This is a genomic window from Mesorhizobium sp. B2-1-1 (assembly GCF_006442975.2).
GTDB lineage: Bacteria > Pseudomonadota > Alphaproteobacteria > Rhizobiales > Rhizobiaceae > Mesorhizobium.
In genome coordinates this window covers 2842576-2869457 of the sequence record NZ_CP083954.1, presented here as the reverse complement: position 1 = coordinate 2869457, position 26882 = coordinate 2842576, and the positions used below count along the sequence as shown (strand labels likewise).

Sequence of the window (26882 nt, the reverse complement as noted above, 5' to 3'; positions counted from 1 at the left end):
AAAATCCCTTTCACGCGTTCGCTCCCCGGTTCACCGGGCTATCCCCGCCAGGCATGTTGAGCGCGCTTGATATCAGAGCCCGTTCGGTGATTTCGGCGCCCACCAATTCGCGCTTGACCGCCCCGTCATAGAGCACCAGCACACGGTCGCAGCAGCCGATCAGCTCGTCATAGTCGGTCGAATAGAACAGGATTGCCGCCCCCGCGTCCGCCAGCTTGCGCATCAGCTGATACAGCTCCTGCTTGGTGCCGACATCGATGCCGCGCGTCGGATCGTTGAGCAGGATGATGCGCGGCTGGCGCATCAGCCATTTGGCGATGACGACCTTCTGCTGGTTGCCGCCCGACAACGCGCCGACCGGAATGTCGAGGCCGGCCGTCTTGATCGCCAGCAGGCCGACCATGTCGTCGATAAGCCGCTGCTCGGCGGCGCGGTCTATTATGCCGCCTTTCGACAGCCGGTCGAGCGCGGCGAAAGACAGGTTCTCGCGCACCGTCATCGGCAGCATCAGGCCTTCGGTCTTGCGATCCTCGGGAATGAGCGCCATGCCGATGCCGTTCTCGCGTGCGGCGGCGGGGCTGGCGATGCCCACTGGCTTACCGTCGACCAGGATCTGGCCGGAAAGGCCACGCAGGACGCCGAAGAAAGCGAGCAGCAATTCGCGTTGGCCCTGCCCGTCGAGGCCGCCGAGGCCGACCACCTCGCCTGCCCTGACCGACAGCGAGATGTTGTGCAGGCGATCCGTCCAGGAGAGCTTGCGGGCTTCGAGCACCGGCGCGGTGGTGGCCGGCGCGAATGTCGGCTTGGGCGGGAAGATATGGCTGTATTCGCGCCCGATCATCAGTTCGACGACTTCACTGTCGCTCTTCGAGCCGGCGGGATAGCTGGCGACATTGCGGCCGTTGCGGAACACCGTGCACTGGTCCGCCAATTCGGCGATCTCGTTCATGCGGTGCGAGATGTAGAGCAGCGCCAGCCCTTCCGAACGCAGCCGCTTCAGCACGGCGAAGATCTTCGACACATCCGCCGCCGTCAGTGCCGAGGTCGCCTCGTCGAGGATCAGGATGCGTGGCTTCCTGGCCAATGCCTTGGCGATCTCGACCATCTGCCGGCGTGACAGCGCCAGGTCCTTGACCAGCGCCAGCGGATGAATGTCGGATGCTCCCGCACGCGCCAGCGCGTCCTCGGCGATGCGCCGCTGCGCCTTGCGGTCGATCATGCCGAAGCGTTTCGGCGGATCGGATATGACGATGTTGTCGGCGACGCTGAGTTCGGGAATCAGCGACAACTCCTGGAAGATGCAGACTATGCCGGCCTTGTTCGCGGCGCCCGGCGAGGCGAAGGTCGCCTCTCGCCCGTCCAGCACCATGCGGCCCTCGTCGGGCGCAACGACGCCCGCCATGATCTTGATCAGCGTCGACTTGCCGGCGCCGTTTTCGCCGAGGATGGCGTGGATGCTGCCGGCCTCGACCGACAGGTCGGCCTTCTCCAGCGCCCGCACGCCGCCATAGCGCTTCGATATGCCTTCCATGCGCAAGAGCGGAGCCGCAACGTCCATCAACCCTCCCAGGGCGCTCGAACATTCAAGAACCGGCGCCGCGGCTTAGCCGCGGCGCCGAAACGATATCCACTGGAAACTACTGATTTTCCTTGGTCTGACCCATGATTTCCTGGGCGCTGAAGTTGATGCCGCAGGTCGGGAAGGAGTTGCCGACGAAGAAATTGTCCGACTCTTTCGGGAAGTAATCCGTGCCTTCCTTCATGTTCGGATCTTCGGCGATCGCCAGCGGCAGCTTCACCTCTTGCGGCACCACTTCGCCTTCGAGCGCTGCAATCGCGGTCTTGATGGCGACGGCGACCTGGGCCGGGCCCGAGCCCGCGGAAGAGCACTTCAACCCGTCGGCCGAATGCGCCGCGCAGAACTTGCGGAAGCCGTTTTCGGTTTCACCGCCAAAGGGCACAAACGGATGCTTGGCGTCGATCATCGCCTGCACGATGCCGGTGTCGCCGCCCTGGCCGGTGATGCCGTCGAATGGCCCGTTGGTAGCGATCGCGTCGGCGGTGACCTTCTGTGCCACGCCGTCGTCCCACTTGCCGGCGACTTCGGTGACGTCCCATTTCTTGCCGGAAGCGTCGAGCACCTCGTGGATGCCGTTGTGGCGATCGGTATCGACGGAGGTGCCGGCAACGCCGCGCACTTCGAGAATCTTGCCGCCATTCGGCACCTTCGCGACCAGCCATTTGGCCCACAATTCGCCGAGGCCCTTCTGGTCCACATTGACGTTGATGGCATCCTTGGTGTCGAGGATGTTGTCGAAGGCGACCAGCACGATGCCAGCCTGCTTGGCGCGCTTGATGACCGGGCCGAAGGCAGTCGGGTTCTGCGCGTCGGTGACGATCGCGTCATAGCCGGAATCGATGAAGTTGTTGATCGCCGAGATCTGCGCCGGCACGTCCTCGCCGGTCGAGACGACCTTGAATTCCTTGATCTTGGCTTTGACGTCCGGCTGGGCGGCATAGGCCTTTGCGGTCTGCACCATCTGGATGCGCCAGGTGTTGGCGATATAGCCATTGGCGAAGGCGATGCGGTATGGGCCTTCCTTTTTGGGATATTTGAAGAATTTCGTGTCCGCGCTCCAGGGCGCGAAGCAGTCGGCTTGGGCGGCCGGGCCCGGCACGATCTCGGGGCCGGCGGCCATGGCGGCCGAGTTGAGCATGACGAATGTGCTGGCGGCAACGATGCCACCTACCAGTGACTTGATCATCGATAATCCTCCCATTTTGTAATTCTGACGTGGTTTCGCGATGTGAATTTCGCACGGTCGGCTCCGGCTCCTCCTGCCTTGCCGTACCTGCCTTTCCGATGGCCAATGGTCTAGGCGATGCCTCCTCCCCCGTCGTTCCCAGGTTGCTGGGAAAATAGCATATTATACATAATAAACAAGAATTAGTTGTCGCTTATGTATAATAGACAGGCGCCGTACCGTTGCATTTCTCTTTCCTGTCCGACGACGACGGTAGCGCTACCATGAGCGGTGTGTAAAGCGCCCTTTCTCTTGATCGCGAAAGCGTGTTCAGCGCGCCGTGCTCTCGCGGCGCATGAGTTCGAAACCGAGATCCACGACGCGCTGCTGCGGAGGCTCGCCTCCTATCGCCGCCAGCGCCATGGCCACTGCCCGCCGTCCGATCTCGTAGCGGGGCGTGCGGATGCTGGTGACGGAGGGAAACGCCACCTGCATCATGTCGAGATCGTTGAAGCCGACGATGCCGATCCTCTTGGGCACACCGATCGAAGCGCGATGACACTCGAACAGCGCGCCTAGCGCGATGTCGTCATTGTTGCAGAATACGCCGTCGAGCGTCGGCATCTTGGCCAGCGCGTCGCGGAAAAGTTCGCGTCCCAGCGTCACACTGGACGGCACCGGCGTGGTGGTGATCAGTCGTGGATCGAACAGGCCGGCTTTCTCCACTGCCATGCGGTATCCGGCCAAGCGCCGCTGCGAGCGCGGATCCATGCGCGCGCCGATGAATCCGATGCGGCGGTAACCCGCTTCGAGCAGATGCTCAGTCGCCGCCCTGCCCCCGTCCAGATGCGAGAAGCCGACCATCATATCGACCGGATCCGGGCCGGTTTCCATGACCTGCACCACCGGGCAGCCTGCATTCTCCAGCAGTTTTCGCGAGGCCGGCGTCTGGTCGATGCCGGCCACGATCAGCGCCGCCGGCCTTTGCGGCCCGAACACCTGCAGCAGCCGTTCTTCTTCGAGGCCGGAATAGTGGGTGTTGCCGAGCTGGATGCGGAAGGCGCTATCCGACAGGCTGTCATAGATGCCACGCACCACCTCGGCAAAGACGTTGTTGGTAAGCGACGGCACCAGCACGCCGAACACCTCGGCGCGGGCCGAGGCCAGCGCCCGCGCGTTGGGATCCGGCACATAACCGAGCTCGTCGACGGCGGCCTGGATCTGGCGGCGCAGGTCCTGCGAGACCCGCTCCGGCTCGCGCAAGGCGCGAGATACGGTGATGGCGCCTACGCCAGCCTTGCGCGCGACGTCTGATATGGTCGGGCGGCCGCCGCCTCGGCGCGAGCGCGGCTTGATCAAGGACAGGCTCCATGCGGTGCGTGGCCGCCAAGGCGCTGCCGCAATACGATCGACGTTGCTGTCGCCATTTCACCAGCCTGTGCCGCACCACTCGCCTCTGGCGTCGCGCAGCCCCGGCCCGTTGTCAAGCCGAGGCGCTTGCGGGCGAGTGCTTCCGCTTTGCCTCAGGCCATCGCCGTCGCGCCGCGTCTTGCCTTCCAAAGCACCAGCACCATCACCAGGATGTTCAGCAGGTTCCAGGCGATGCCGTTCAGGAATGCGGCGGCGTAGGAGCCGGTCAGGTCGTAGATCCAGCCCGACATCCAGCCGCCGATCGCCATGCCGAAAATGGTCGCCATGATGACAATGCCGACGCGTTGGCCGGCCTCCCTGGCGGGCATGTATTCCCGCACGATGATAGCATAGCAGGGCACGATGCCACCCTGCGACAGGCCGAAGACCAGCGAAACGACGTAGAGCGAGGCAAGCCCGTCGAAGGGAATGTAAAAGAACAGTGACAGGCATTGCAGCACCGAGCCGATAAGCAGGGTCTTCACCCCGCCGATGCGGTCGGCAACGAAGCCCGAAGCCACGCGGCTGACCACGCCGGCCGCCATCATGATCGACAGCATGTCGGCGCCATGCGCGACGCCGTAGCCGAGATCCATGCAGTAGGCCACGATATGCACCTGCGGCATCGACATCGCCACGCAGCAGCCAAGACCAGCAATGACAAGCAGCACCTGGAGTGCCGTCGGCGACAACGAGATCGGCTGCACCAGCCGGCTGCCCGCGGAACCGGCGGCCGCGATCGGGGCGCCGCGCCGCAGCATCAGCACCAGCGGCACCATGGTCGCCAGGCAGAAGATGCCGATGGCCACATAGGTGAAGCGCCAGCCTTCCGCCTTCATCAGGGGTGGCATGACGGTAGGCCAGATCGTTCCGGCGAGATAGCTGCCGGCCGCGGCCGCCGCCACGGCGACGCCGCGCCGGCGGTTGAACCAATGCGAGATGTCAGCGATCAGCGGCCCGAAGATCGCCGATGTACCGACCCCGATCAGCAAGCCCTGGGCGAGCGTGAACTGCAGGATCGAGGTCGACAGCGCCGCCAGCAGGAAGCCGGCAACCAGCGCCATCGAGGAAACAAGCGCCGGGATCCAGTAGCCGACACGGTCGATGGCGCGCCCGACCAGAACGTTTCCGGCGGCAAAGCCGACCATGGTCGCGGTGTAGGGCAGAGCGGCGTCGGCCCTGTCGACGCCGAACTCGGCCTGCACGGCCGGCAGCACCACGACCACGGCCCACATGCCGACGCCGCCGACTGTTGACAAAAGCATCGACACCGCCAGCCGTATCCATGCATGCGAGCTGTCGACGACCGCATTGCCGGCTGCTGGTGAGGAGAAGATCGAGGCCAAGCTGTTTCCCATTCCGTCATCGACATTGACCATTGTCGCGGTCATGCGGCCTAGCGGCCGACGGTCCTTCCACCACTATCGGCGCATTCGCGGCGCCGAGCAGCGCCACGTGGGAAATTCCATGGTTCCAGGGTTCGCCGGTTCCGGGCTCGCCGGAACGTGCGACGATGAAGGACGTTTTGCAATCGGCTCAACGCGAAGGAGATTGCCATGACCGCGAAACGGAAATGGTCGGCTGAGGTGACCGAGCACAGCAATGCCATGGATCTCGAAGACCATGTCTTCGAATCCCACGACCCGAAGAAGATCGCGGCTTCGCTCAAGCGGTCGGCCGAACACAGCGACCGGCGCAAGGCCGAACCGTTCCAGTCCGCCATGTCGATGCTGAACTTCTACATCAACCGTGCCGGCAGGAACCTGCCGGCGAAGCAGAAGAAGGTGCTCGAGGACGCCAAGGACGAACTGCGCGCGGCGTTCGGACGTGAGAAGGAAGAGTAGGCAGCAAGCCGCGTGACGGGTTCCTGGAACGGCTTATCGTGACCTGATCACGCCGTCTGTGTTGGCGAGCAGCTTGCGCACCGCGGCACGCGCCGCGTCGGGCCGCTGCAGGCGGATGTTCTTCTCGATCGCCTCATGCATCTTCTGTGCGTGCTGCAAATCGTCGAGTTCCCGCGTCGTATAGGTGAAGAGATGGTCGAAGGCGGATTCGATCAGCACCCCGAGCGGCACCAGCAGGTCGTTGCCAGACGCCCGCAGGATCGCGAGATGAAAGCGCGTGTCGGCGCGGGTGCGCTCCTGCAGGCTTGGTGCCTCGCCCATCTCGCGGCAGGCCTGGCTGATTTCGGCCATCTGCTCGTCGGTCCGCCGCATGGCGGCAAAGGCGGATGCCTCCGGCTCGATGATGTGGCGGAATTCCTGCACCGTCTTCAGAAATACCTCGCGGTCCGGCGAGGTCGCGTACCAGGCAAGCACGTCGCGGTCGAGCAGATTCCAACGTTCTTTCGGCTCGACCCAGCTGCCGATCTTCGGGCGCGAGGCGAGCAGGCTTTTGGCCATCAGCATCTTGATCGCCTCGCGTACCGCCGAGCGGCTGACGCTGAAGGTCTCCGACCATTTGGCTTCGTTGGGCAGGATGGTGCCGGGCGGATAGTCGCCGCGCACGATCCTGAGCCCGATTTCGCTGGCCAGCGAGGTGTGCACGCTGGAACCCGGAATGCGCGCCGCATCGGTGCGGCGAACGCCGGCCTGACGCTCGGCCGATGCCGCTTTTGCCGGCGATTTTTCCTTGTTCGGCTTCGCGTCCCGCATAGGCTCCAGAAAGTCCGGATTGAGCAAGCTGTCAAGCACGGCAAGCGGGTTCACCCGCAAAGCCGGCTTCTGTGCACAGCTCAACCCCCGGCGGGGCCTGTTTTCAAGAGATCCTCACGTATTTGCGCCAGCTGTGTTCCGGCCGAAAGCCCAACATGTCGCGCGCCTTGCGGTTGGACAGCAGCGTCTCGAATTCGCCGAGCTCACCCTTGACCGGCACACCGGGATAGAAGCGCTTCAGCAGTTCCGCGGTCGGCAGGTCCGACGACGTGTCGTCATTGGCAGCGTTGAACACCTGGTAGCCGAGCCCATCCTTCTCGATGGCGCGCAGCGTGATCTGGCCGAGGTCGCGCGCATCGACATAGCTCCAGGCGATGCGCTTGCGGAAACCGGGATCGGCGAACCATTTCGGAAACAGGGAATATTCGTGCGGTTCGATGACGTTGCCGATGCGCAATGCATAGATGTCGGTACCGTCGCGCTGCGCAAAGGCCCGTGCCGTCTTCTCGTTGACGACCTTGGAAAGGGCATAGCTGTCCATCGGATCGACGTCGTATTCTTCGTCGAGCGGGAAATATTTCGGCGCGCGCGGCTCGTTGGCGAAGACCAGCCCGTAGGTCGTCTCGCTGGAGGCGATGATCACCTTGCGGATGCCGAGCTTCACCGCCGCCTCGATGACATTGTAGGTACCGAGCGCGTTGATGCGGAACACTTCGTTGTCGGGCGTGATCATGATGCGGGGGATCGCGGCGAAATGCACCACGGCGTCGACGGGCTGGGGACGCAGCGACGGGTCGAATTCATGCAAGCCCGCATAGCTCGACAGCGCGTTGAACACCTGCCCGCTGTCGGTGATGTCGGTGATCAGCGTGCGCACCTTGGGATTGTCGAGCGGCTTGGTGTCGATGTTGAGCACCTGGCAGCCCTGCTCCACCAGATATTGTACGACGTGGCGCCCAGCCTTGCCGCTGCCGCCGGTAAACATGATCCGCTTCATTATTCTGGTCTCCACGAAAGCTCAGGATTATGTGTATTGTCAGACAATATTGCTTTCTGCAACCGCTTGCGGCTAAAACAGCGGCGACATTATCGATAATCGCAACACAGGACAGACAGAATGAACACGACCGCCCCGAGCGAGAAGATCGGCTTCATCGGCCTTGGCCTGATGGGTCATGGCATCGCCAAGAATATCGTCGATAAAGGCTATCACCTGACCTTTCTCGGCCGCAAGAATCGCAAGCCGGCGGAGGATATGGCTAATCGCGGCGCCCACGAAGCCGCGACCTCCCGCGACGTGGCGGCGGCATCGACGATCGTCTTCATCTGCGTCACCGGTTCGCGTGAGGTCGAAGCCATCATTCGAGGCCCCGGCGGTCTCAAGGAAGGATTGAGAAAAGGCTCGGTCGTCGTCGACTGCTCGACCTCCGACCCGGTCTCGACCGTTGCGCTGGCCGCCGAACTCAAGGCGCTCGGCGTCAACTATGTCGATGCACCGCTCAGCCGCACGCCGAAGGAGGCTTGGGAAGGCACGCTCGACGCCATGGTCGGCGCACCCGACGCCGTCTTTGCCAGGGTCAAACCGGTGATCGAAACCTGGGCCGGCCGTATCGTCCATATCGGCGACACCGGCGACGGCCACCGCATGAAATTGCTCAACAATTTCGTCTCGCTGGGCTATGCGGCGATCTATTCCGAGGCATTGGCCTTGGCCGAGAAGGTCGGCATCTCGCCGCAGCGCTTCGACAGCGTCATCCGCAACGGCCGCATGGATTGCGGCTTCTACCAGACCTTCATGCGGTGGACGTTGGAGGGCGACCGCGACGCCCACAAATTCACTATTGCCAACGCCTTCAAGGACTTGACCTACCTCGAATCGATGGCGGGCTCTGCCGGCATTGCCAACCCCCTCGGCAACGCCACCAAGAACGCTTTCGCCGGAGCACACGCCACCGGACCGGCCGAGCAGTACGTGCCGATGCTGGCCACCCATATCGGCAAGGTCAACGGTGTCGATCTGATGCCGATGAAAGATGGAAAGAAACAGACGATTTAAGGGTGAGAAGCGGTCCGCGCACCGGATGAAAAGCCAATAGCTTGGCTTTTCGAGCTTCGAACGCCGGGAGCCTGCGAAAGGCCGCAGAAGGCTACGCATTGTCCATAGAAAGGTGATCACCAAGCGCGAGCGTCGATCACCCTCGCCCTCTTCCGATCCCTTCATCGGTATCGGCGAGTAGCTTGTGCACGGCGTTGCGCGCCGCTGAGGGGCGCTGCAAACGAATATTCTTCTCGATCGCCTCGTGCAGCCTCTGGGCCCGCCGTTGGTCGCCGACTTGCTGAGTCGTGAAGACGAAGAGATGGTCGAGCGCCGACTCGATGAGCACGCCGAGCGGCACCAGCAGATCGTTGCCGGAGGCCCGCAGGATGGCAAGATGAAAGCGCGTGTCGGCCCGGATGCGCTCCTGAAGGCTTGCCGCCTCGCCCATCTCGCGGCAGGCCTGGCTGATCTCGGCCATCTGCTCGTCGCTGCGCCGCACCGCGGCAAAGGCGCTCGCTTCCGGCTCGATGATGTGGCGGAACTCCTGTACCGTCCGCAGGAACACCTCACGGTCCGGCGCGGTCGCGTACCAGGCGAGCACGTCGCGGTCGAGTAGGTTCCAGCGCTCCTTCGGTTCGACCCAACTGCCGATCTTGGGGCGCGAAGCGAGCAGGCTTTTGGCCATCAGCATCTTGATCGCCTCGCGCACCGCCGAGCGGCTGACGTTGAACGTTCGCGACCATTGGGCTTCGTTGGGCAGGATGGTACCTGGCGGATAGTCGCCGCGCACGATCCTGAGCCCGATCTCGCTGGCCAGCGAGGCGTGCACGCTGGCACCGGGAAAGTGCGCCGCATCGGGCCGGCGCATGGCGGCCGGACGGCGGCCGGCCTGTGCCTTGGTCCGAATGGCTCGCTTGTTTGACTTTTCGTCCGGCATCCACGTTCCAATGCGTCGGCCGTACCTGTTCCGGTCAGGAACTGTCGGGTGCGCCGATGCCATTGCCGAAAATTCGAACCACGGGCGCGCCAAAGCCGGAGCCGCTGCCCCTGAAATGCGTGTCCCTGTTCGTCAGCAGAGGTGGCGGGGCGCCCGTTGACGGGCGCCCCGATCGAGACGCCTACTTCTGGATGCAGGTGTCGACCGTATCCTTGGTGCATTCGTCGAGGCCGGTGAACACCGGATCGTCGACCTTCTTGCCTTCGACCAGGTCGATCATCACGGACGGCGCCTTGTAGCCCATCTCGAACGGCCGCTGGCCGACCAGCGCGGTGACAAGGCCATCCCGCGCGATCGCCACCTCGTCGCCGATCGTGTCGGCGGCGCCGATGACGAAGTCGTTGCTGGCCAGCTTGTCCTTCAGCGGTCCAACCAGATCGCGATAGGGCTGCGGCGCGCCGAACAGCGGCCAGCCGCCCATGATGCCGAACGCATCGAGCTTGGGGTTGGCGGCAAGGATGTCGGTCATCGCCTGCACGCCCTTGGCGCCGTCGTCATTGGTGAACACCGGACAGCCCGCCACTTCCGTCCAGCCGCCTTCGCCGGCAAGGGCTGCAAGTCCTTCCTTGCCCGACAGCGCATCACGCATGCCTTGCGCGCGGCGAAGGATGTTGTCGGCCGCCGGATTGCCCTCGATGGTGCAGATCGTGCCGCCCTTCGGCTTGGCCTTCTTTATGTATTCGCCGATCTTCTTGCCCATCAGATAGTTGTCGGTGCCGAGATAAGTCTTGCGAAGTGCTGCGTCTTCCTTGGCAAGATCGGCATCGACGGTCATGATCGGGATCGACGGGTTGGCGCTTTTGATCGTTTGCGCGATCAGCGGCGCGTTGGACGGCGAAATCGCCATCGCCACCGTGTCCGGCTTGCTCAGCATATCCTGCACGATCTGCGCCTCGCCGGCCTCGTCGGAAGTCGACGCCGGACCGGTGTAGAAGCACTCATATTCCGAGCTGGCGTTTTCCTTGTTCCATTTCTCGCAGCCCTGGTGGATCGCCTCGAAGAACGGATTGTCGAGACCTTTCACCACGATGACGAGCTGCTTCTTGGCCAAAGCCGGCCCGGCGCCCAACGCCATGGCGGCGACGGCGGCGAGCAAAACTGTTTTCCTCATGTCAGTCCTCCCTTGGAAACAGACGGACACGGCGTGCCCGCCACACAGATCGGCCGAATGCGAGATGACAGAAGCAAGCGCTCGTGCCGTCAGGCCAGGCCGATAAGTATTTTCAGATGCGACCAGCCCGGCAACGATGCCGGCACGGTCGATAATCCTCTACCGGTTGCGCCGCCAAACAACGTCGTCAAAGCCGGCATATCTTCCTCCGACGCTCAACTAATAACGGCTTGCCGCCAACGTCAATTGCTATTTGTCCTACAAAACGGATTTTTCCCGAAAGGCGGGATCTCATTCGTCCGACAATTGCCCAAATCTTATTCGTCAGACAATTGACGCCCATGCAGGCATTTGCGTAAATGACCGCGTCGCTGCTTCCGGGAGGAGCTGGGGTAGCGAACCGAAGCCGTCGCCCCTTCCGGGACAGACGGCCAGACATGGGAGGCAAAAGGCTGGTGGCGGTTCTCGAACTCACCAACATCTCGAAGCATTTCGGCGCCATCCAGGCGGTGAACGACGTGTCGCTGTCGATCGAGCCCGGCCAGGTCGTCGGCCTGATGGGTGACAACGGCGCCGGCAAGTCGACGCTGGTCAAGATGATCGCCGGCAATTTCCGCCCGAGCCACGGCACCATGCAGATGGACGGCAAGGATCTGATCCTGCACAAGCCGGTCGAGGCCCGCCAGCACGGCATCGAGATCGTCCACCAGGATCTGGCGCTGTGCAATAATTTGACGGCGGCGGCCAATGTCTATCTCGGCCGCGAACTGCGCCGCGGCGTCGGGCCCTTCCGTATCCTCGACTATGCCGCCATGTACAAGCGCGCCGGCCAGATATTCGCCGAGCTCAAATCCGAGACGCGCCCGCGCGACCTCGTCAAACAGATGTCCGGCGGTCAGCGCCAGGCGGTGGCGATCGCCCGCACCATGCTGTCGCAGGCCAAGATAGTGCTGATGGACGAGCCGACGGCGGCGATTTCGGTCCGTCAGGTCGCCGAAGTCCTCAACCTGATCCGCCATTTGCGCGACCAGGGCATCGCCGTGGTGCTGATCAGCCACCGCATGCCCGACGTTTTCGACGTCGCCGACCGCGTCATCGTCATGCGGCGCGGCAGGAAAGTCGCCGACAAGGCGATCGCCTCGAGTTCGCCCGAGGAAGTGACAGGGCTGATCACCGGCGCCATCGAGCAGGTGGCGTGAGAGCGGCAAACCGGATTTCATTGCGCTGGCGCGTTTCGCTGCCGGCAGGAAAGGTCGATAATGGCAGTCACCCTTGATCAGACGATCGCGCAGAAACAGCACAGTTTTCTGTCGCGGCTGCTCTCCAGCCAGACGTTCTGGGTGGTGATCGCCGTCATCCTCGCCTGTATCTTCCTGTCCTTTGCCACGGATGCCTTCGCCACCCCGAAGAACCTCTTCAACATCACCCGCAACGTCACCTTCGTCGCCATTGTCGCGCTGGGCATGACCTTCGTCATCATCACCGGCGGCATCGACCTCTCGGTCGGTTCGGTGCTGTGCCTGTGCTCGATGGTGCTGGCCGTTACCATGCATGCCGGGTTTTCGATCGAAGTCGGCATCCTGGCTTCGATCGTCACCGCACTCGTCATCGGCGGCTTCAACGGCATTCTGATCGCCTATCTCGGCTTTCCGCCCTTCGTGGTGACGCTCGGCATGCTGTCGATCGCCCGCAGCCTCGCCATGGTCGCCTCCAACAACACCGTCGTCTTCCAGTTCGGGCCCGATCACGACAAGCTGCTGGCGCTGGGCGGCGGCGCCTGGCTGTTCGGGATCGCCAATCCGGTGCTCTACATGATCCTTTTGGCGCTGATCACCGGCTTCATCCTGCGCTGGACCAAGTTCGGCCGGCATATCTTCGCCATTGGCGGCAACGAGCATGCGGCGACGCTGACCGGCGTTCCGGTGCGCCAGATCAAGGTCGCCGTCTACATGATCTCGGCGCTGTCGGCGGGAATTGCCGGCATCATCCAGACCGGCTGGCTGGGCGCCGTCACCACCAATCTCGGCAACGGCATGGAGCTGCAGGTCATCGCCGCCACCGTCATCGGCGGCGCCAATCTCGCCGGCGGCTTCGGCACCGCCTTTGGCGCCATCGTGGGTGCCGCCCTCATCGAGGTGATCCGCAACAGCCTCGGCCTGCTCGGTATTAACGCCTTTTGGCAGGGCACCTTCATCGGCGGCGCCATCCTGCTGGCGGTGCTGTTCGACCGCATCCGCAACTTCAGGCGAAGCGATTAAAAGCCTGTCTTCGCCGAACCGCCGTTCATTTCCGTCCTATCGTTCAGTCTGAAAATCGGCTGAGGCGGCCTGCCGCGAATACCGGCCGTGCGGCTATGCCTTGACGGATACGGAAAACCGGCCGCACAATCCCCAAGCAGGCGAAGGGAGGCCAGTCGCCTGCGGGAGGATATACCCATGACGGAAGCGATCAGGCTCTACTGGGGCCGGTTCGGACATGTTTCTGTCCTGAATGTCGCAAGCGACTTCGTCACGCATGCCCATGTCGAGGCACATCTCATCATCTGGCTGGAAGGCACCGCCGGCGAGATGACCATCGGTCGTGAGACGGTCCTGCTTGGGCCTGGCACGGCTGCCGGCATCAACTCGTTGCAGCCGCACAGCCATGTGCTGTCGCAGGACGGCACACCGGGCCTGTTCCTCGCCTTCTACATCGACGCGGATTGGGCACGGCGGCGCCGTGACCTGCCATCGTCCGCGCCGCTTTTCGCGCAGGCGGCAATCACGCTCGAACCCTGGCTGCACCAGGCCGCTGCCGGCCTGCTCGATCATCTGACCGACAATGAGAGCATTGACGATGTCGCCAATTACGAGATCGAGCGCTTCATCGATTCGGTGCTGGATGCCGCCGACGCTTCAGCTCCGCAGGAGCCGCGCGGCCGCGTGAACACCATGCAGGATTTCCGCGTCCGCAAGGCGATCCAGCTGATGAAAGCCAATGTCTGCGAGCGTATCTCCTTCGATGACGTGGCGCGCAGCGTCGGCCTGTCGCGGCCGCATTTCTTCGCCCTGTTCAAAGAACAGACCAGTTTGACGCCCAACGTCTACTGGAACACGCTGCGCATGGAGGAAGCGGTGCGCCAGCTCCAGTGGTCGCATGAGCCGCTGATATCGGTCGCCTGCAATCTCGGCTTCACCACCCAGGGCAATTTCTCGCGTTTCTTCCGCGACCATGTCGGCGTGCCGCCGACGCTCTATCGCGAAGCGGCGCGAGCAGTGTCCTGACGGGCCGGAAACCGGCTATTTTCAGACTGATTGATACGTGCCCAAGACGCATTGATAAGCACCGCGACCACGATCGGCCTACCGTCCCAAGCAGAACGTTTGCAGGGGAAAGAGCATATGGCTGATGTCACCATCTCCACCGTCATCGACGCGCCGGTCGAAAAGGTCTGGGCGCGCATCCGCGACTTCAACGGACTGCCGAATTGGCATCCGCGCATGGTCGAAAGCCATATCGAGGACGGCAAGGACGCCACCACGATCGGCTGCGTGCGCAACTTCCAGCTGGCCAGCGGCGCGCGGCTGCGCGAAAAGCTGCTCGATTTCTCCGATGAGAATTTCCTCGTCAGCTATTCGATCCTGGAAACGCCGCAGCCGCTCACCAACCACAGGGCTACGCTGCAATTGCGGCGCGTCACCGACGGCGACCGCACCTATGCCGAATGGACCGCCAGCTTCGACGCAGCACCCGAAGAAGCCGACAAGCTGGCCGAGGGCATGGGCGCCAATGTCTTCCAGGGCGGCTTCAACGCCCTGAAGAGCCATTTCGCCGGCCAGGGTTGAGGAGCGGGCCGTGGCGCTGGCATTGCAGAGTTTTGCAACGGTGAAAGACGCCAGCGCGGCGCTGAAAGCCGCCGGCACGCGCTATCTCGGCGGTGGCACGCTCGTCTTGCGCGCCGCCAATGAGGGCGACGTTTCGGTCTCCGGCCTTGTCAGGTCGACCGACCCGGCCTTGTCGGTCATCACGGTCTCCGGCGGCACGATCCGCATCGGCGCTTCGGTGACCATGGCGGCGATCGCCCGCCATCCCGAGCTCGGCCAGCTTGCCAAGGCCGCGCGTGCGGTTGGCGGTCCGGCGATCCGCAACATGGCGACCGTCGGCGGCAATCTGTTTGCGCCAAGCCCCTATGGCGATTTCGCAGTCGCCCTGCTGGCGCTGGACGCCATGGTGAGCACCAATGACGGCGAAATGCCGATGGAAGCGTTTCTGGCCAAGCGGGGCGGGAGCCGCGCGATCGTCACCTCGGTCAGCTTCACGCGGCCGGCACAGGGAAGCTTTCGATTCGTGAAGGTCTCGCGGGTAAAGCCCAAGGGCGTCTCGGTGCTCAGTATCGCCGCTATCCTGGAACAAGCCGGCGACGGCACGATATCCTCGGCGCGCATCGCGCTCGGTTGTATGGCCGACCGGCCGATGCGAGCCAAGACAGCCGAAAAAGCGCTGCTCGGCAGGACACTGGACGCGGACGGCATCGCTTCGGCACTGGCCGCCGCGGGCGACGGCACCGCACCAATCACCGACCCGATCGCCAGCGCCTGGTATCGCGCGCAAGTGCTGCCGGTTCATCTCGGTCGGCTGCTGCTCAGCTAGTCACATTCGGGGCGCGCGCTTGCCCTGCGGGGCAGGCGCGCAAGGAGGAAGAATGGCAAAGGTTCCCGTCCAGTTCACGCTCAACGGTTCTGAGAAGGCCGAATTCGTCGAAAGCGGCACCACGCTGCTCAACGCCTTGCGCGACAAGATCGGCGACACTTCGCCGAAGGGCGGCTGCCATCAAGGCACCTGTGGCGCCTGCTCGGTGATCGTCGACGGTGAGCTCCGGCTGTCCTGTCTGACGCTCGCCGAAACCTGCAACGGCGCTGCCATCACCACCACATCGGGTCTTGCCGAAGGCGGCGTCCTGCATCCGCTGCAGCGCGCCTTTCTCGACGCCTTCGCCACCCAATGCGGCTTCTGCACGCCGGGCATGCTCATGGCGGCCAAGGTGTTGCTCGACCACACGCCCGATCCCAGCCGCGACGATGTCGTCGAAGCGCTGTCGGGCAACATATGCCGCTGTACAGGCTACGAGCCTATCATCCAGGCGGTGCTCACCGCCGCTCGCGCCAACTCGCAGAACGCGGCCTGAGGGAAGCAAGATGGAACTGCGCAAAAGCTATTTTTCGGACGTCCGCAAGGATGACCTCAACGAGATCGGCCAGCCGAGGCCCCGCTCGGATTCGCCCGGCCATGTCACCGGCAAAACCGCCTATTTCGCCGACCGCAACTTTCCCGGCATGCTGCATCTGAAGATGGTGCGCAGCCCGCACCATCATGCCCGCATCCGATCGATCGATACGTCCGAAGCGGAAAAACATCCGGGCGTGGTGAAAATTCTCACCGCCAGGGACGTCCCGCACAATGTCTACACCATCCTGATCCTGATCCAGATCGGGCCGGAGGACGAGGCGGTTCTGGCCGACGGCAAGGTGCGCTGGAAGGGCGAGGCCGTGGTGGCGGTGCTGGCCGAGACGGAGCGCGCCGCCCAGGAAGCCGCGGCCAAGGTCAAGGTCGACTACGAGGTGCTGCCGGCCGTCTTCGACATGGAGGAAGCGCTGAAGCCCGGCGCGCCCCTCGTCAACGAGTATCACGGCCAGAACTACTATCTCTATGACAGCGGCGAGTGCCGCAAGGTGCGCTTCGGCGATGTCGAGGCGGGGTTTGCCGAGGCCGACTACGTCCTCGAACAAAGCTACCAGTCCTCGCCGATAGAGCATGCGCCGACCGAGACCACCGGCTGTATCGTGGCACCGGAGGGCAATGACCGCTTCACCTGCTATACCAACACGCAGGCGATGTTCTTCACCCTCGACAACACGTCGATCATTTTGCAGATGCCGGGCAGCAAGCTGCATTTCGTCGGCGGCACGGTCGGCGGCGGCTTTGGCGGCAAGGTCGATGTCATCGTCGAACCGATCGCGATCCTCGGCGCCAAGCTAACAGGGCGACCGGTCTGTTTTACCTACAGCCGCGAGGAGGAGATGCAGATCTCGTCACCTCGCGCGGCCGAAAAGGTCGTCATCAAGGACGGCGTGATGAAGGACGGCCGCATCGTCGCGCGCAAAGTCACCGGCTACACCGACGCCGGCGCCTACTCCCGCCATTCGCCCTATGGCGCCCAGAAGGGCGCGGGGCACTATCCCGGCCCCTACACCATCCCCAATGTCTGGATCGACACGTACTGCGTCTACACCAACCGCACCCCCTCCTCCGCCATGCGCGGCTTCGGCGTCACCATCGGTGACTTCGCGCTGGAGGTGCAGATGGACAAGCTGGCGCGGCTGATCGGCATGGATCCGCTCGAATTCCGCTTCATCAACGCCTATCGCGACGGCGATATGAAGGCGCATCGCCAGCCGACCGAAGGGGCGGCCCTCATAGAGTGCATGCAGGAGGCTTCGCGCGCCGCCAACTGGCCCGTGGCCGAGAAGTACATGGCGATGTCCTCCTACGCGAAGGGAGCTTGAGATGGCGATCAGGCGCGGACGCGGCGTTGCCGCGATCAATTATCCCACGGGCATGAACCTTGGCGGCGATCCCACCCAGGCGCTGGTGCATTCGACCCCAACCGGCAATTTCATGGTGACCCTATCATCGGTCGATCTCGGCCAGGGCATGAAGCAGATCATGGCGCAGATCTGCGCCGAGACAATTGGCGTGCCGACCGACCGCGTCGTCGTCGACACCGCCGATACCGACACCGGCCCGCACTGCATGGGCACTTTCGCCTCGCGCGGCACGCACCGCGCCGGCAACGCCGTCATCCAGGCGGCGAGGGAAGCCCGCCAGGTGATGCTGGAAGTGGCCGCGGAGGAGTTGGAGGTCAACGCCTCCGACCTCGAGACCGACGGTCAGGGCAACATATTGGTGAAGGGCGCGCCGCAGAAATCGATCTCGATCTTCGACGTCGCTCTGTCGGCGCATTTCAAGCGCGGCCGCTCGATCTCGGGACGCGGCATGTTCCTCATCCCGCGCTCCTATCCGGAGAAGGAGACCGGCGCGATGAAGCCGTCGACCTGTTACGCGCATGCCTGCACGGTGGCCGAGGTCGAGGTCGATGACGAGACCGGCGAGGTGACGGTGCTGACGGTGAAGAACGTCTTCGAGATCGGCCGTGCGCTGAATCCCAAGATGGTCGAGCAGCAGCTGGTCGGCGGCTCCTGGATGGGCATCAGCCATGCGCTCTACGAAACGACCGAGCCCTATTATCCTAACCGTGACCACGGCGGCACCGACTTCAACCAGTATCTGATGCCAGGTCCCGGCGACCTGGCCGAAACCGAGATTATCGTGCTGGAGCGGCCCTCGGCAGATGGTCCTTACGGCGCCAAGGGGCCCGGCGAAATGTGCGCCAATCCACAGATTCCGGCGGTCGCCAATGCCGTTTTCGACGCTGTCGGCGTGCGCATCGACACGCTACCGATCACGCCGGAACGCATTTTGCGTGCGCTCAAGGCGCAAGCGACGACCTGAGGACCGACATGCCCGAGGTAAACGCCGAAACGGTCGCGACTTCGCCAGAAGCGGTCGCCGAGCGCCTCGCTGCCTCGCATTATCTGGCTGATGAAAGCCTGGCGACGGCCATCTTCCTGGCGATCCGGCTGGGCAAGCCGCTGCTGCTCGAAGGCGCTCCGGGCGTCGGCAAGACGGAAGCGGCCAAGGCAATCGCCGGGCTGCTCGGCCGCGATCTGGTGCGGTTGCAATGCTATGAAGGCATAGACGCCGCGCATGCGCTCTATGAGTGGAACTACCAGCGCCAGCTGCTCGCCATCCGCCATGCCGGCGAGCAAGAAGTCGATATCTACGACGACCGCTTTCTGATCGCCCGCCCGCTGCTGCAGGTCCTGAAGGCGCCGGAGCAGCGCATCCTGCTGGTCGACGAGATCGACCGTTCCGACCACGAATTCGAGGCGCTGCTGTTGGAGTTTCTTTCCGACTTCCAGATCAGCATTCCCGAGCGCGGCACCATCCGCGCCACCGCACAGCCGATCGTCATCCTGACCTCCAACCGCACCCGCGAACTCGCCGAAGCGCTCCGGCGGCGTTGCGTCTATCACTGGATTGGCTATCCCGATGCCGAGCGTGAGGCGGCCATCATCATGCTGCGCGCCGGCGATGTCGCAGAGGCAACGGCACGCGCCGTGGCCACAGCCGTGCAGACCATCCGCGCGCGTCCACTCGCCAAACCGCCCGGCATCGCCGAGGCGGTCGAATGGGCCAATGCCGCGACCATTCTCGAAAAAGGCGGCAGTCCATGGCCGGAAGCCTTCCGCCGCGCCATCGGCGTGCTGATCAAGGACGAGGAGGATCTGTCCTACATCGCGCCCGAGCTCGGCCGGATCGTCGACGAGGTGCTGGCGTGAGCCGCGACGTCATTCAGCAACGCGGGCGGGACAGCGCCCCCCTCTGTCCTGCCGGACATCTCCCCCGCGCCGCAACGCCCTTGCTCAGCTTCGCTCGCCTGCTGCGCCGCTACGGCTTCGCTATTGCCCCGGAACAAGTCTCCCGTTTCATGCAGGCCGTGACCCTGCTGGGGCCGCGCTCGATGGCGGACATCCGTGAGGCGGCCCTGGCCACACTAGCGCCGCCGCCTGACCGCCGCGACGAATTCGAAGCGCATTTCCAGAGCCATTTCTATGGCAACGCGTCAGCTGTGATCGAAGGCGATGCAGACGAGGAAACGCGCATCAAGGATGATGGCGGTGCCGACGACGAACGGATCGAGGCCGAGCAGAAACAGGAAGGCGGCGAGTTGTCTTCTGCCCTGGAGCAGTTGAGCTCGCGCGACTTCCAGCGCGACGACGACAGTCTGACGGCGTTTCGCCGAAAGCTGTCATCGGCCCTGCCCGCCCGATGTTCCTTCCGCACTGTGCGTACCCATTCGCGCGGCAAGCTCGACCTGCGCCGCTCGCTCAGGGAAATCGTCGGCGCAGATGGCGATGTCCCCTCGCCGCTGCTGCGCCGCCGCCAGACCGTGCCGCGCAAACTGCTGCTCTTGATCGATGTCTCCGGCTCGATGAAGCTGCACACCGCCGACTATCTCAAGCTGGCGCATGCCGCCGTCCAGGGCGCGGACCGCGCCGAGATCTTTACCTTCGGCACGCGGCTCACCCGCATCACCTCGGCATTGCGCATCCGCGACCGCGATCAGGCGCTGGCGCGCGCGGCGGCCCAGGTCGACGATTGGGATGGCGGCACCCGCATGGGACCGACCCTGCTGGCATTCCTCTCGGTGCCGCGCTTTTCGTCGTTCACGCGCGGCGCCGCGGTCGTCATTCTCTCCGACGCGCTGGAGCGCGGCGACCATGCTGAACTGGAGATTGCCATGCGCAGGCTTAGCGCCCGCGCCTTCCGGCTGTCGCTGGCGACCCCGCTGGCCGGCGATCCGCGCTTCCAGCCGGCGACAGCGGCGCTGCGCGCCATCCTGCCCGACCTCGACGATCTGGTCGACGGCTCGTCGCTGGCCGGCCTCACCGATTTCATCCTGTCGCTCGCACGCCCCGCCCCGGCGGCCGCGACCATCTGGAAAAGGGTATCGTGATGCAGAAAGCCATCGACGCGCATTTCCACATCTGGCGCCAGAAGGACCAACCATGGCTGGTCGGCCCGATGGTGCCGCGCATCTTCGGCCCTTACGAACCGATCCGCCGCGACTATCCGATCGATGAATTTTTGGCCGACCAAAAAGGTTCGGGCGTCGAAAAAGCCGTTTATGTCCAGACCAATTGGGCCAAGGAGGATTTCGAGAAGGAGGTCGCCTTCCTGCAGAAGACCGCTGACGAGACCGGCTGGCCGCACGCCATCGTCGGCTATGCCGACATGACGGTGGACGATGTCAGGCCGCAGATCGACCGGTTGATGAAATACAGGCTGCTGCGCGGCGTGCGCATGCAACTGCACTGGCACGAGACCCCGGCCTTCCGCTTCGCCGCCTCGGCCGACCAGGTGATCGACCCCAAGGTCCGCGCCAACGTCGCGCGGCTGAAGGATTACGGCCTGTCCTTCGACCTGCAGCTCTTCCCCGCCCAGATGAAGGACGGGCTGACGCTGGTCGGCGAAAACCCGGAGACGAATTTCATCCTGACCCACGCCGGCATGCTGACCGGCATGGAACCGGAAACCACCGAAGCCTGGAAGGCCGGCCTGCGCACGCTGTCGGCGGCGCCCAATCTCTACGCCAAGCTGTCTGGCCTCGGCACCTTCGTTCACCGCAACGACCCGGCGCTGATCGCCTACATCATCGACAATGCGATCGATATTCTTGGCAGCGACCATCTGATGTTCGGCTCGAACTTCCCGATCGAGAAGCTCTGGACCGGCCACGCCGAACTGATCAAGGCGCACCGCGATGCGGTGGAGAAGCATGGCACGGCGGCGGAAGCCGACATTTTCTGGAACGCGGCGGAGAAGGTTTACAGGCCGGTGTAGCGCGTTTTTCCTCACTTCACCTCGAACTGTGGATCGACCGGGATCTGCATTGCCGTCACCAGATGGTTGGTCTGTCCCGCCAACCCGATGATCGACACCAGTTCGCCATGCTGTGCGTCTGTCATGCCCTTGGCGCGCGCCGCCGCGGTGTGCGAATGGACGCAATAGGAGCAGCCATTGGCGGTCGACACCGCGATGTAGATCATCTCCTTGGTCAACGGATCGATCGCACTGTCTGCAACCATCACCGCCTTGAGCTGTTCCCAGATACGCTTCAGCGCCGCAGGATCATTGGCCAGCCCGCGCCAGAAATTATTGACGAAATCGGATTTGCGCGTCGCGCGGATGTCGTCGAACACCGCCTTTAAGGCCGGGATTTTCTCCACCTCGGCATCGCTCAGGAGTCTGGTGGTGGCCATGGTGTTTCCTTTCGTTTTTTCAATGCCGGACGTTTGAATCGGACGCTGAACAGCCGCCGCCAATCCATTCACTTCATTCGCCTATTCGCCTTTTGCGACGCAAACAGCACCGCGAGGGTGTGTCGAGATTCAGGTCAGGCCGAGTCGAAAACGACGGGTTCCGAGAACCGGAGCGGAGCGTACTTGAAGTACGTGAGCACCGGGAGCGCAGGAAGCCGGCGTTTGCAGGCCGGCCTCACCTGAATACCGACACACCCTCTAATGCACCGCCGCATACATAATCTTCTCCTCCGTCGCCTCCGCCGGCGAAAACTCTTCGACGATGCGGCCTTGGCGGCAGACCAGGATCCGGTCGGACAGGTTCATGATCTCCGGCAGGTAGGACGAGATGACGACGACGGCCAGACCCTCGTCGGCCAGCCGGTTGATGATCTGGTGGATCTCGGCGATGGCGCCGACATCGACGCCGCGCGTCGGCTCGTCGAAGATGACCACGCGCGGCTTCTGCACCAGCCCCTTGCCGATCACCACCTTCTGCTGGTTGCCGCCGGAAAGCTCGACCACGCGCGCATTGTCGTTGATCGCCCTGATGTTCAGCGTCTTGGTCCATTCGGCCGAGAGCGCGCGCATCTCCTGCTGATTGATCACCCAGCCTTTTTCGCGGCCGGCCGCCAGCAGCCCGCCGAACAGGTTCTCGGCAATGCCCATCGTCTCGAAAATGCCTTCGCTCTTGCGATCCTCCGTGACGTAGACGATGCCGTCGGCCACCGCTTCGCTCGGCACGAGATAGCGCACCGGCCTGTCGTCCAGTTCGATCGCCCCGCCGCGCAGGAAATCGCGTTTGTAGATGCCGGACACGATTTTGAACGTCTCGGTACGGCCGGAGCCGATCAGCCCGAAGACGCCGGTGATCTGGCCTTCGAAGATCGAGAACGAATTGTTGCGCACGACATTGCTCATTGAGATGTCCTGCACCGACAGAACTTTCTTGCCCGCCTTGCGCAGCTTGGCCTCGTCGCGCTGGCGATAGATCTGCCCCGATAGCGTGCGCCCGACCATGGCGGCAACGATCCGGTCGCGATCGAAGGCCGACGTGTCGTCGGTGATGACCAACTCGCCATCGCGCAGGATGGTGATGCGGTCGGCAATCAGCAGCGCCTCCTCCAACGCATGGCTGATGAAGACGATGGAGACGCCGCGCGCCTTGAGCCGCCGAATCAGCGCGAAGAAGTGCCGCTTCTCCTCCGGCGTCAACGTCGCGGTCGGCTCGTCGAAGATAATGATCTCGGCATTGTGGTGCACGGCGCGCGCGATCTCGACCATCTGGCGCTTGGCCGCGCCAAGCGTCGCCACCATGGCGTTCGGGTCGACCGGAAAATTCAGCGACTGCAGGAACTGCTGCGCCGAAATGTAGGTGCCGCGCAGCCGGTTGAGGAATTTCTCGGTGCCGAGATAGAGGTTCTGCGCCACCGTCATCGACGGCACCAGGCTGGTCTCCTGGAACACCATTGCGATGCCCGCCTCGAGCGCCGCATGCGGCGAGGCGTAAGCGATCTCGCGTCCCTTGTGGAACATCTTGCCCGAACTGGCGTCGACCACTCCGGCGATGATCTTGGTCAGCGTCGACTTGCCGGCGCCGTTTTCGCCGAGCAGCGCGTGGATCTCGCCCTTGCGCAATTCGAAGCTGACATTCTTGACCGCGGGCACGCCGCGATAATTTTTGGTGACATTCTCCAGGCGCACGATTGGTTCCATCAAAACCCCCCGGCATCGACAGCCAACACGCAGTCGCCGCCCTTCGAGGCGACGAACAGTTCGCCATCTTTTTCAACCACGCTGCAAATGCCGTGACGTATGCCGTTGGCGCGGCTGTGCAGGCTGAACCGAGGCTGCATCTTCTGGTCGAGCCTGACCACCAGACCGTAGGAGCGGCTCGGCGACCAGGGCTTGTGGATGCCCATCGTGCGGATGCCGCCGCATTGCAGCGGTTCGAGGAAGCTGCGGCTTGAGGCCAGAGCCGGTGCGATCCAATAGGCCGGCGGCACCTGCTCGATCATGTCCTGACGGTAATGCGTCTCCTGCAGCACGAATTCGATCAGCCGGTTGCGCGGCGCAAACAGGGTCAGCCACGCGCCGCCATCGGCTGCCGGCGACAGCCGCGCGGGATAGCCGGGCAGATGGGTCAATACCGTCGAGCGGCTGGCGCTTGCCGCATCGAAGCGGATGAGCTGATGGCGCCAGCTCTCGCTGACCAGCACATCCCCGCCGACGGGATGGAGCCCATAGGGAAAGGCGATGGCGCCGGCCACCTTGCGGAAGGTCCCGCCTGCCGCATCCTGCTTCCAAAGCGATCCGGACGCGCCTTTCTTCATCAGGTCGGCCGTCCATTGTGATGGTGCGAATTCGGCCGAACCATTGGCCAGCCACAGAGCGCCGTCATCGGCATAGGCGAGCGCGTTGATGCAGCTGACACCGGCCGGTAGCGAAACATCCCTGCCGCCGACCAGCAGCTTGCCGCTCTCCAATCCGACCGTCAGCTCGCCCGATGGCGAGAGCGCCAGCGCGGAAATGGTGGACGAAAAGGTCTCGACCAGCTTGGGCGCGGTTCCGGCGGCAATCGAATAGACTGCGTTGCCGCTGGAAACGAGCAGCTTGTCGCCAGAGATCAGCAGATTGTCCGGTTCGGTCAGTTCGGCAAACGCCGGCGCATCGTCAAGCTGCGTGTTGGGTCGGAAAGCGCCATCCAGCGGCGGGATCGTCACCGCCTTGCCGCGAAATAAATCCAGGATGGGATCGAGGATCATCGCTTTGCTCCCCAATAGGAAGCCGGGCTGGTCCAGTTCGGATCGGCACCCGAGATCTTGTAGCGGCCGATGCGGTTGTTGAGGATGCCGCCGACGAACAGAAAACCCTTGTGCTCGCGCATCGAGGTGACCATCGGATGCGCGCCGCCCGAGAGGTCGCCCATCGCTTCGACGATGTCGCCCTCCTCCGTGAATTTCACCACGCCCCCGGTGTTGATGTTGGGGAACAGCCATTCGTCCTGCGGCAGCCGGCGTGTCATGCGCTTGCGCATGTCGGGATGGCGCAGCGACAGGTCGAAGCTCGGGGTGCGCATGCCGAGCCACGCCATCCAGTAATTGCCGTCGGAAGCGCGGTTGATGTTGTCGGGGTAGCCCGGCATGTCCCGGATGACGCATTCGGCGGTGCCGGCCTTCGGCCCTTCCAGCCAGTAGCGATGCACACGGCAGGCCCAGCTCTCGGCGAAGAACAGCGACTTGCCATCATGCGCCATGCACACGCCGTTGGTGTAGCGGTAGCCGTCGAGCAGCGTCCTGGTCGATCCGTCCTTCGGATCATAGACCAGCAGGCGGCCGGTGGCGCGGTTCTCGATCGAATCCAGCGCCCAGTCATGCGCGTCGTAGCGCTTGGTCGAGTCGGTGAAATAGATGCGGCCGTCCGGTGCTATGTCGCAGTCGTTGGGATCGCGCAGCCGTGCGTCGTCGACGACCGATGTCCAGGAGCGCGACGTTTCGGCCGACAGGCGTTTGACCTCACGATCGGGCGAGACGGAATAGAGCCCCATGGCGCCGACACAACTGATCAGATTGCCTGATTTGTCGAAGGCAAGGCCGAGCGGAAAGCCGCCGATATGAGCGAACACTTCCGACTTCACATAGTCCGGTGCGAAGAAGCGGACGATCTCGCCATGGCGCGTGCCGCAATAGAGGTGGTCGTCACGGTCGAGGATGACATCTTCCGGTCCCTCCAGTTCGCCGAGCCCGATATGGTCGGCGCCCGACAGCCTGTCGTCGAGTTCGTATGATGTGCCGGAGCCGGGCGCCGCCGACTGCGTCTCGCCCATCCTGAGATAGACCGGCGCGACATAGACCTCGTTCAGCACCTTGTGGCGGTTCTTCAGCCAGCGGATGTCGATCGTCACCGCCACCGCCAGCATCATGCCCAGCACCATCTGGTTGGTGCCGGTGCCGTAGCCCAGCCTGATCAGACCGTTGGTCATGCTGAGCACGATGATGGCGCCCATCAGCCCCTTGATCACCGAGCCGCGCCCGCCGCCGAGGCTGACGCCGCCGACCACCGCCGCGGTCAGCGCCATGATCTCAAGGTTGAGGCCGGTGCCCGGCCCTGCTCCGCTCAGCCGGCAAGCTATGAGGAAGCCGCCGATCGAGGCGCAGAAGCCTGAGAAGACATAAGTCATGAACACGGTGCGGCGCACACGGATGCCGGCATTGTGGGCAGAGCGCCGGGAGCCGCCAACCGCCAGCACATGCCAGCCGGGCCGCGAGCGCGTCAGCGCGATATGAGTGACGATGGCGAGGATAATGGCCAACCACACCGAGACCGACAGGCCCCAGAAGGTGCCGTCGCCGATGAAGTCGAGCACATCGGAGGTGGCTTGGGACAGCTGCACATCGGCGGCATAGGTGGTGACCAGGATGTCGAACAGCGCCCGCCCGAAAATGAAGGTCACCAGCGTGGTGAGGAAGGCGCGCAGCCTGAGGTATCCGACGAGATAGCCGTTGACGGCGCCGAAGACGAGGCCGGCGGCAAGCGAAGCGGCCAGCGCCAGCCAGATCGACTGTTCGAGGATGAAGAAGACATAGACGGCCGAAAAGCAGGACAGCGCAAAGATCGAGCCGACCGACAGGTCGATGCCGCCGCCAAGCATCACCACCGTCATGCCGGTGACGACCATCGAGAATTCACCGAGCTGGCGGGTCGATTCCTGCAGCGAGGTCAGTTTGAAGAAGCCCGGAATGATTGAACCGAACACGCCGAGTGTTGCCACCAGTGCCAGGAAGGGAATGGCATTGTCGGTCCAGCGCTTGGTCAGTATCTCGCCGACCAGATGGTCGGGCACGAGATTGTAGCGCCAGGCCTGGAGGCGTTCGCGAAAGGACATCAGGTCACTGCTATTGCGAGAGAAGAGAAAAAGGTGGCCGGGTAATCGCTCCGGAGCAATTCTCAACTTCGCCGCTGCCCCT

The 26882-nt window shown here is 63.6% G+C and carries 25 protein-coding genes; 13 read left to right on the top strand and 12 right to left on the bottom strand.

Going from position 1 to position 26882, the window contains the following annotated elements:
- Positions 1–10: 10 nt before the first annotated feature.
- The 4 genes from FJ972_RS14120 to FJ972_RS14105 all read right to left on the bottom strand — a co-directional run bounded on the left by FJ972_RS14120 (position 11) and on the right by FJ972_RS14105 (position 5512).
- Positions 11–1558 (bottom strand): sugar ABC transporter ATP-binding protein, encoded by a 1548-nt coding sequence (locus FJ972_RS14120; RefSeq protein WP_140521565.1) that lies wholly within the window; start codon positions 1556–1558, stop codon positions 11–13.
- 79 nt (positions 1559–1637) lie between these two features.
- Positions 1638–2765, bottom strand: a complete 1128-nt coding sequence (locus FJ972_RS14115) for a sugar ABC transporter substrate-binding protein (RefSeq protein WP_140499844.1) — start codon at positions 2763–2765, stop codon at positions 1638–1640.
- Positions 2766–3074: 309 nt separating this feature from the next.
- Positions 3075–4103, bottom strand: coding sequence for a LacI family DNA-binding transcriptional regulator (locus FJ972_RS14110; protein ID WP_140499846.1), 1029 nt, complete (start codon positions 4101–4103; stop codon positions 3075–3077).
- A 164-nt stretch (positions 4104–4267) separates the two neighbouring features.
- Entirely contained in the window at positions 4268–5512 is a 1245-nt protein-coding gene (locus FJ972_RS14105) for an MFS transporter (protein ID WP_140500151.1), read from the bottom strand.
- A 198-nt stretch (positions 5513–5710) separates the two neighbouring features.
- On the opposite strand from FJ972_RS14105, the gene FJ972_RS14100 reads away from it, so the two are divergent.
- The gene (locus tag FJ972_RS14100; RefSeq protein WP_140521564.1) at positions 5711–5998 is read left to right on the top strand and encodes a DUF3175 domain-containing protein; all 288 of its coding nucleotides are present in this window, start codon (positions 5711–5713) and stop codon (positions 5996–5998) included.
- 33 nt (positions 5999–6031) lie between these two features.
- Here the strand turns inward: FJ972_RS14100 and FJ972_RS14095 are convergent, their stop codons facing one another.
- Positions 6032–6808, bottom strand: a complete 777-nt coding sequence (locus tag FJ972_RS14095; RefSeq protein ID WP_140500153.1) for a FadR/GntR family transcriptional regulator — start codon at positions 6806–6808, stop codon at positions 6032–6034.
- A 103-nt stretch (positions 6809–6911) separates the two neighbouring features.
- Positions 6912–7808 (bottom strand): NAD-dependent epimerase/dehydratase family protein, encoded by an 897-nt coding sequence (locus tag FJ972_RS14090; protein ID WP_140521597.1) that lies wholly within the window; start codon positions 7806–7808, stop codon positions 6912–6914.
- A 117-nt stretch (positions 7809–7925) separates the two neighbouring features.
- On the opposite strand from FJ972_RS14090, the gene FJ972_RS14085 reads away from it, so the two are divergent.
- Positions 7926–8864 (top strand): NAD(P)-dependent oxidoreductase, encoded by a 939-nt coding sequence (locus FJ972_RS14085; RefSeq protein ID WP_140521563.1) that lies wholly within the window; start codon positions 7926–7928, stop codon positions 8862–8864.
- Positions 8865–9000: 136 nt separating this feature from the next.
- Here FJ972_RS14085 and FJ972_RS14080 read toward each other — a convergent pair whose 3' ends face one another.
- A complete protein-coding gene (locus tag FJ972_RS14080) occupies positions 9001–9783 on the bottom strand; it encodes a FadR/GntR family transcriptional regulator (RefSeq protein ID WP_140499852.1) in 783 nt (260 codons plus the stop codon).
- 181 nt (positions 9784–9964) lie between these two features.
- Positions 9965–10954 (bottom strand): sugar-binding protein, encoded by a 990-nt coding sequence (locus tag FJ972_RS14075; protein WP_140499854.1) that lies wholly within the window; start codon positions 10952–10954, stop codon positions 9965–9967.
- Positions 10955–11409: 455 nt separating this feature from the next.
- On the opposite strand from FJ972_RS14075, the gene FJ972_RS14070 reads away from it, so the two are divergent.
- The 11 genes from FJ972_RS14070 (at position 11410) to FJ972_RS14025 (ending at position 21457) form a co-directional block, all read left to right on the top strand.
- Entirely contained in the window at positions 11410–12153 is a 744-nt protein-coding gene (locus FJ972_RS14070) for an ATP-binding cassette domain-containing protein (RefSeq protein WP_140521596.1), read from the top strand.
- Between the two features lie 60 nt (positions 12154–12213).
- Complete coding sequence (locus FJ972_RS14065) at positions 12214–13212, top strand: ABC transporter permease (protein WP_140521562.1); 999 nt, start codon at positions 12214–12216, stop codon at positions 13210–13212.
- Between the two features lie 177 nt (positions 13213–13389).
- Positions 13390–14217, top strand: a complete 828-nt coding sequence (locus tag FJ972_RS14060) for a helix-turn-helix domain-containing protein (RefSeq protein ID WP_140521561.1) — start codon at positions 13390–13392, stop codon at positions 14215–14217.
- 117 nt (positions 14218–14334) lie between these two features.
- Positions 14335–14778, top strand: coding sequence for an SRPBCC family protein (locus tag FJ972_RS14055; protein WP_140515847.1), 444 nt, complete (start codon positions 14335–14337; stop codon positions 14776–14778).
- A gap of 10 nt (positions 14779–14788) precedes the next feature.
- A complete protein-coding gene (locus FJ972_RS14050; protein WP_140499860.1) occupies positions 14789–15583 on the top strand; it encodes an FAD binding domain-containing protein in 795 nt (264 codons plus the stop codon).
- Between the two features lie 52 nt (positions 15584–15635).
- Positions 15636–16118, top strand: a complete 483-nt coding sequence (locus FJ972_RS14045) for a (2Fe-2S)-binding protein (RefSeq protein WP_140499861.1) — start codon at positions 15636–15638, stop codon at positions 16116–16118.
- A gap of 10 nt (positions 16119–16128) precedes the next feature.
- Positions 16129–17496: a xanthine dehydrogenase family protein molybdopterin-binding subunit gene (locus tag FJ972_RS30170; protein WP_140499863.1), complete on the top strand. Its 1368-nt coding sequence runs from the start codon at positions 16129–16131 to the stop codon at positions 17494–17496.
- Between the two features lies 1 nt (position 17497).
- On the top strand, positions 17498–18502 hold the full coding sequence (locus FJ972_RS30165; protein ID WP_140521560.1) for a xanthine dehydrogenase family protein molybdopterin-binding subunit: 1005 nt from the start codon (positions 17498–17500) through the stop codon (positions 18500–18502).
- Between the two features lie 8 nt (positions 18503–18510).
- Entirely contained in the window at positions 18511–19392 is an 882-nt protein-coding gene (locus tag FJ972_RS14035) for an AAA family ATPase (RefSeq protein WP_140515853.1), read from the top strand.
- Positions 19393–19493: 101 nt separating this feature from the next.
- Positions 19494–20570, top strand: coding sequence for a vWA domain-containing protein (locus FJ972_RS14030; RefSeq protein ID WP_181167242.1), 1077 nt, complete (start codon positions 19494–19496; stop codon positions 20568–20570).
- Positions 20570–21457 (top strand): amidohydrolase family protein, encoded by an 888-nt coding sequence (locus FJ972_RS14025; RefSeq protein ID WP_181167212.1) that lies wholly within the window; start codon positions 20570–20572, stop codon positions 21455–21457. Before FJ972_RS14030 ends, FJ972_RS14025 begins: the two co-directional genes overlap by 1 nt.
- Before the next feature lie 11 nt (positions 21458–21468).
- Here FJ972_RS14025 and FJ972_RS14020 read toward each other — a convergent pair whose 3' ends face one another.
- The 4 genes from FJ972_RS14020 to FJ972_RS14005 form a co-directional block, all read right to left on the bottom strand.
- Positions 21469–21876, bottom strand: coding sequence for a carboxymuconolactone decarboxylase family protein (locus FJ972_RS14020; protein WP_140499869.1), 408 nt, complete (start codon positions 21874–21876; stop codon positions 21469–21471).
- Positions 21877–22134: 258 nt separating this feature from the next.
- Positions 22135–23631: a sugar ABC transporter ATP-binding protein gene (locus tag FJ972_RS14015; RefSeq protein ID WP_140521559.1), complete on the bottom strand. Its 1497-nt coding sequence runs from the start codon at positions 23629–23631 to the stop codon at positions 22135–22137.
- Positions 23631–24680, bottom strand: coding sequence for a hypothetical protein (locus FJ972_RS14010; protein ID WP_140521558.1), 1050 nt, complete (start codon positions 24678–24680; stop codon positions 23631–23633). The genes FJ972_RS14015 and FJ972_RS14010 overlap by 1 nt, the downstream gene beginning before the upstream one ends.
- The gene (locus FJ972_RS14005; protein ID WP_140521557.1) at positions 24677–26800 is read right to left on the bottom strand and encodes an ABC transporter permease; all 2124 of its coding nucleotides are present in this window, start codon (positions 26798–26800) and stop codon (positions 24677–24679) included. Before FJ972_RS14005 ends, FJ972_RS14010 begins: the two co-directional genes overlap by 4 nt.
- Positions 26801–26882 lie beyond the last annotated feature (82 nt).

Excerpts from the sequence above, each read along its gene's own strand:
- FJ972_RS14120 (WP_140521565.1), bottom strand. The coding sequence starts at position 1,558 with ATGGACGTTGCGGCTCCGCTCTTGCGCATGGAAGGCATATCGAAGCGC.
- FJ972_RS14115 (WP_140499844.1), bottom strand. The coding sequence starts at position 2,765 with ATGATCAAGTCACTGGTAGGTGGCATCGTTGCCGCCAGCACATTCGTC.
- FJ972_RS14105 (WP_140500151.1), bottom strand. The coding sequence starts at position 5,512 with ATGGGAAACAGCTTGGCCTCGATCTTCTCCTCACCAGCAGCCGGCAAT.
- FJ972_RS14100 (WP_140521564.1), top strand. The coding sequence starts at position 5,711 with ATGACCGCGAAACGGAAATGGTCGGCTGAGGTGACCGAGCACAGCAAT.
- FJ972_RS14095 (WP_140500153.1), bottom strand. The coding sequence starts at position 6,808 with ATGCGGGACGCGAAGCCGAACAAGGAAAAATCGCCGGCAAAAGCGGCA.
- FJ972_RS14085 (WP_140521563.1), top strand. The coding sequence starts at position 7,926 with ATGAACACGACCGCCCCGAGCGAGAAGATCGGCTTCATCGGCCTTGGC.
- FJ972_RS14080 (WP_140499852.1), bottom strand. The coding sequence starts at position 9,783 with ATGCCGGACGAAAAGTCAAACAAGCGAGCCATTCGGACCAAGGCACAG.
- FJ972_RS14075 (WP_140499854.1), bottom strand. The coding sequence starts at position 10,954 with ATGAGGAAAACAGTTTTGCTCGCCGCCGTCGCCGCCATGGCGTTGGGC.
- FJ972_RS14065 (WP_140521562.1), top strand. The coding sequence starts at position 12,214 with ATGGCAGTCACCCTTGATCAGACGATCGCGCAGAAACAGCACAGTTTT.
- FJ972_RS14060 (WP_140521561.1), top strand. The coding sequence starts at position 13,390 with ATGACGGAAGCGATCAGGCTCTACTGGGGCCGGTTCGGACATGTTTCT.
- FJ972_RS14055 (WP_140515847.1), top strand. The coding sequence starts at position 14,335 with ATGGCTGATGTCACCATCTCCACCGTCATCGACGCGCCGGTCGAAAAG.
- FJ972_RS14045 (WP_140499861.1), top strand. The coding sequence starts at position 15,636 with ATGGCAAAGGTTCCCGTCCAGTTCACGCTCAACGGTTCTGAGAAGGCC.
- FJ972_RS30170 (WP_140499863.1), top strand. The coding sequence starts at position 16,129 with ATGGAACTGCGCAAAAGCTATTTTTCGGACGTCCGCAAGGATGACCTC.
- FJ972_RS30165 (WP_140521560.1), top strand. The coding sequence starts at position 17,498 with ATGGCGATCAGGCGCGGACGCGGCGTTGCCGCGATCAATTATCCCACG.
- FJ972_RS14035 (WP_140515853.1), top strand. The coding sequence starts at position 18,511 with ATGCCCGAGGTAAACGCCGAAACGGTCGCGACTTCGCCAGAAGCGGTC.
- FJ972_RS14025 (WP_181167212.1), top strand. The coding sequence starts at position 20,570 with ATGCAGAAAGCCATCGACGCGCATTTCCACATCTGGCGCCAGAAGGAC.
- FJ972_RS14020 (WP_140499869.1), bottom strand. The coding sequence starts at position 21,876 with ATGGCCACCACCAGACTCCTGAGCGATGCCGAGGTGGAGAAAATCCCG.
- FJ972_RS14015 (WP_140521559.1), bottom strand. The coding sequence starts at position 23,631 with ATGGAACCAATCGTGCGCCTGGAGAATGTCACCAAAAATTATCGCGGC.
- FJ972_RS14010 (WP_140521558.1), bottom strand. The coding sequence starts at position 24,680 with ATGATCCTCGATCCCATCCTGGATTTATTTCGCGGCAAGGCGGTGACG.
- FJ972_RS14005 (WP_140521557.1), bottom strand. The coding sequence starts at position 26,800 with ATGTCCTTTCGCGAACGCCTCCAGGCCTGGCGCTACAATCTCGTGCCC.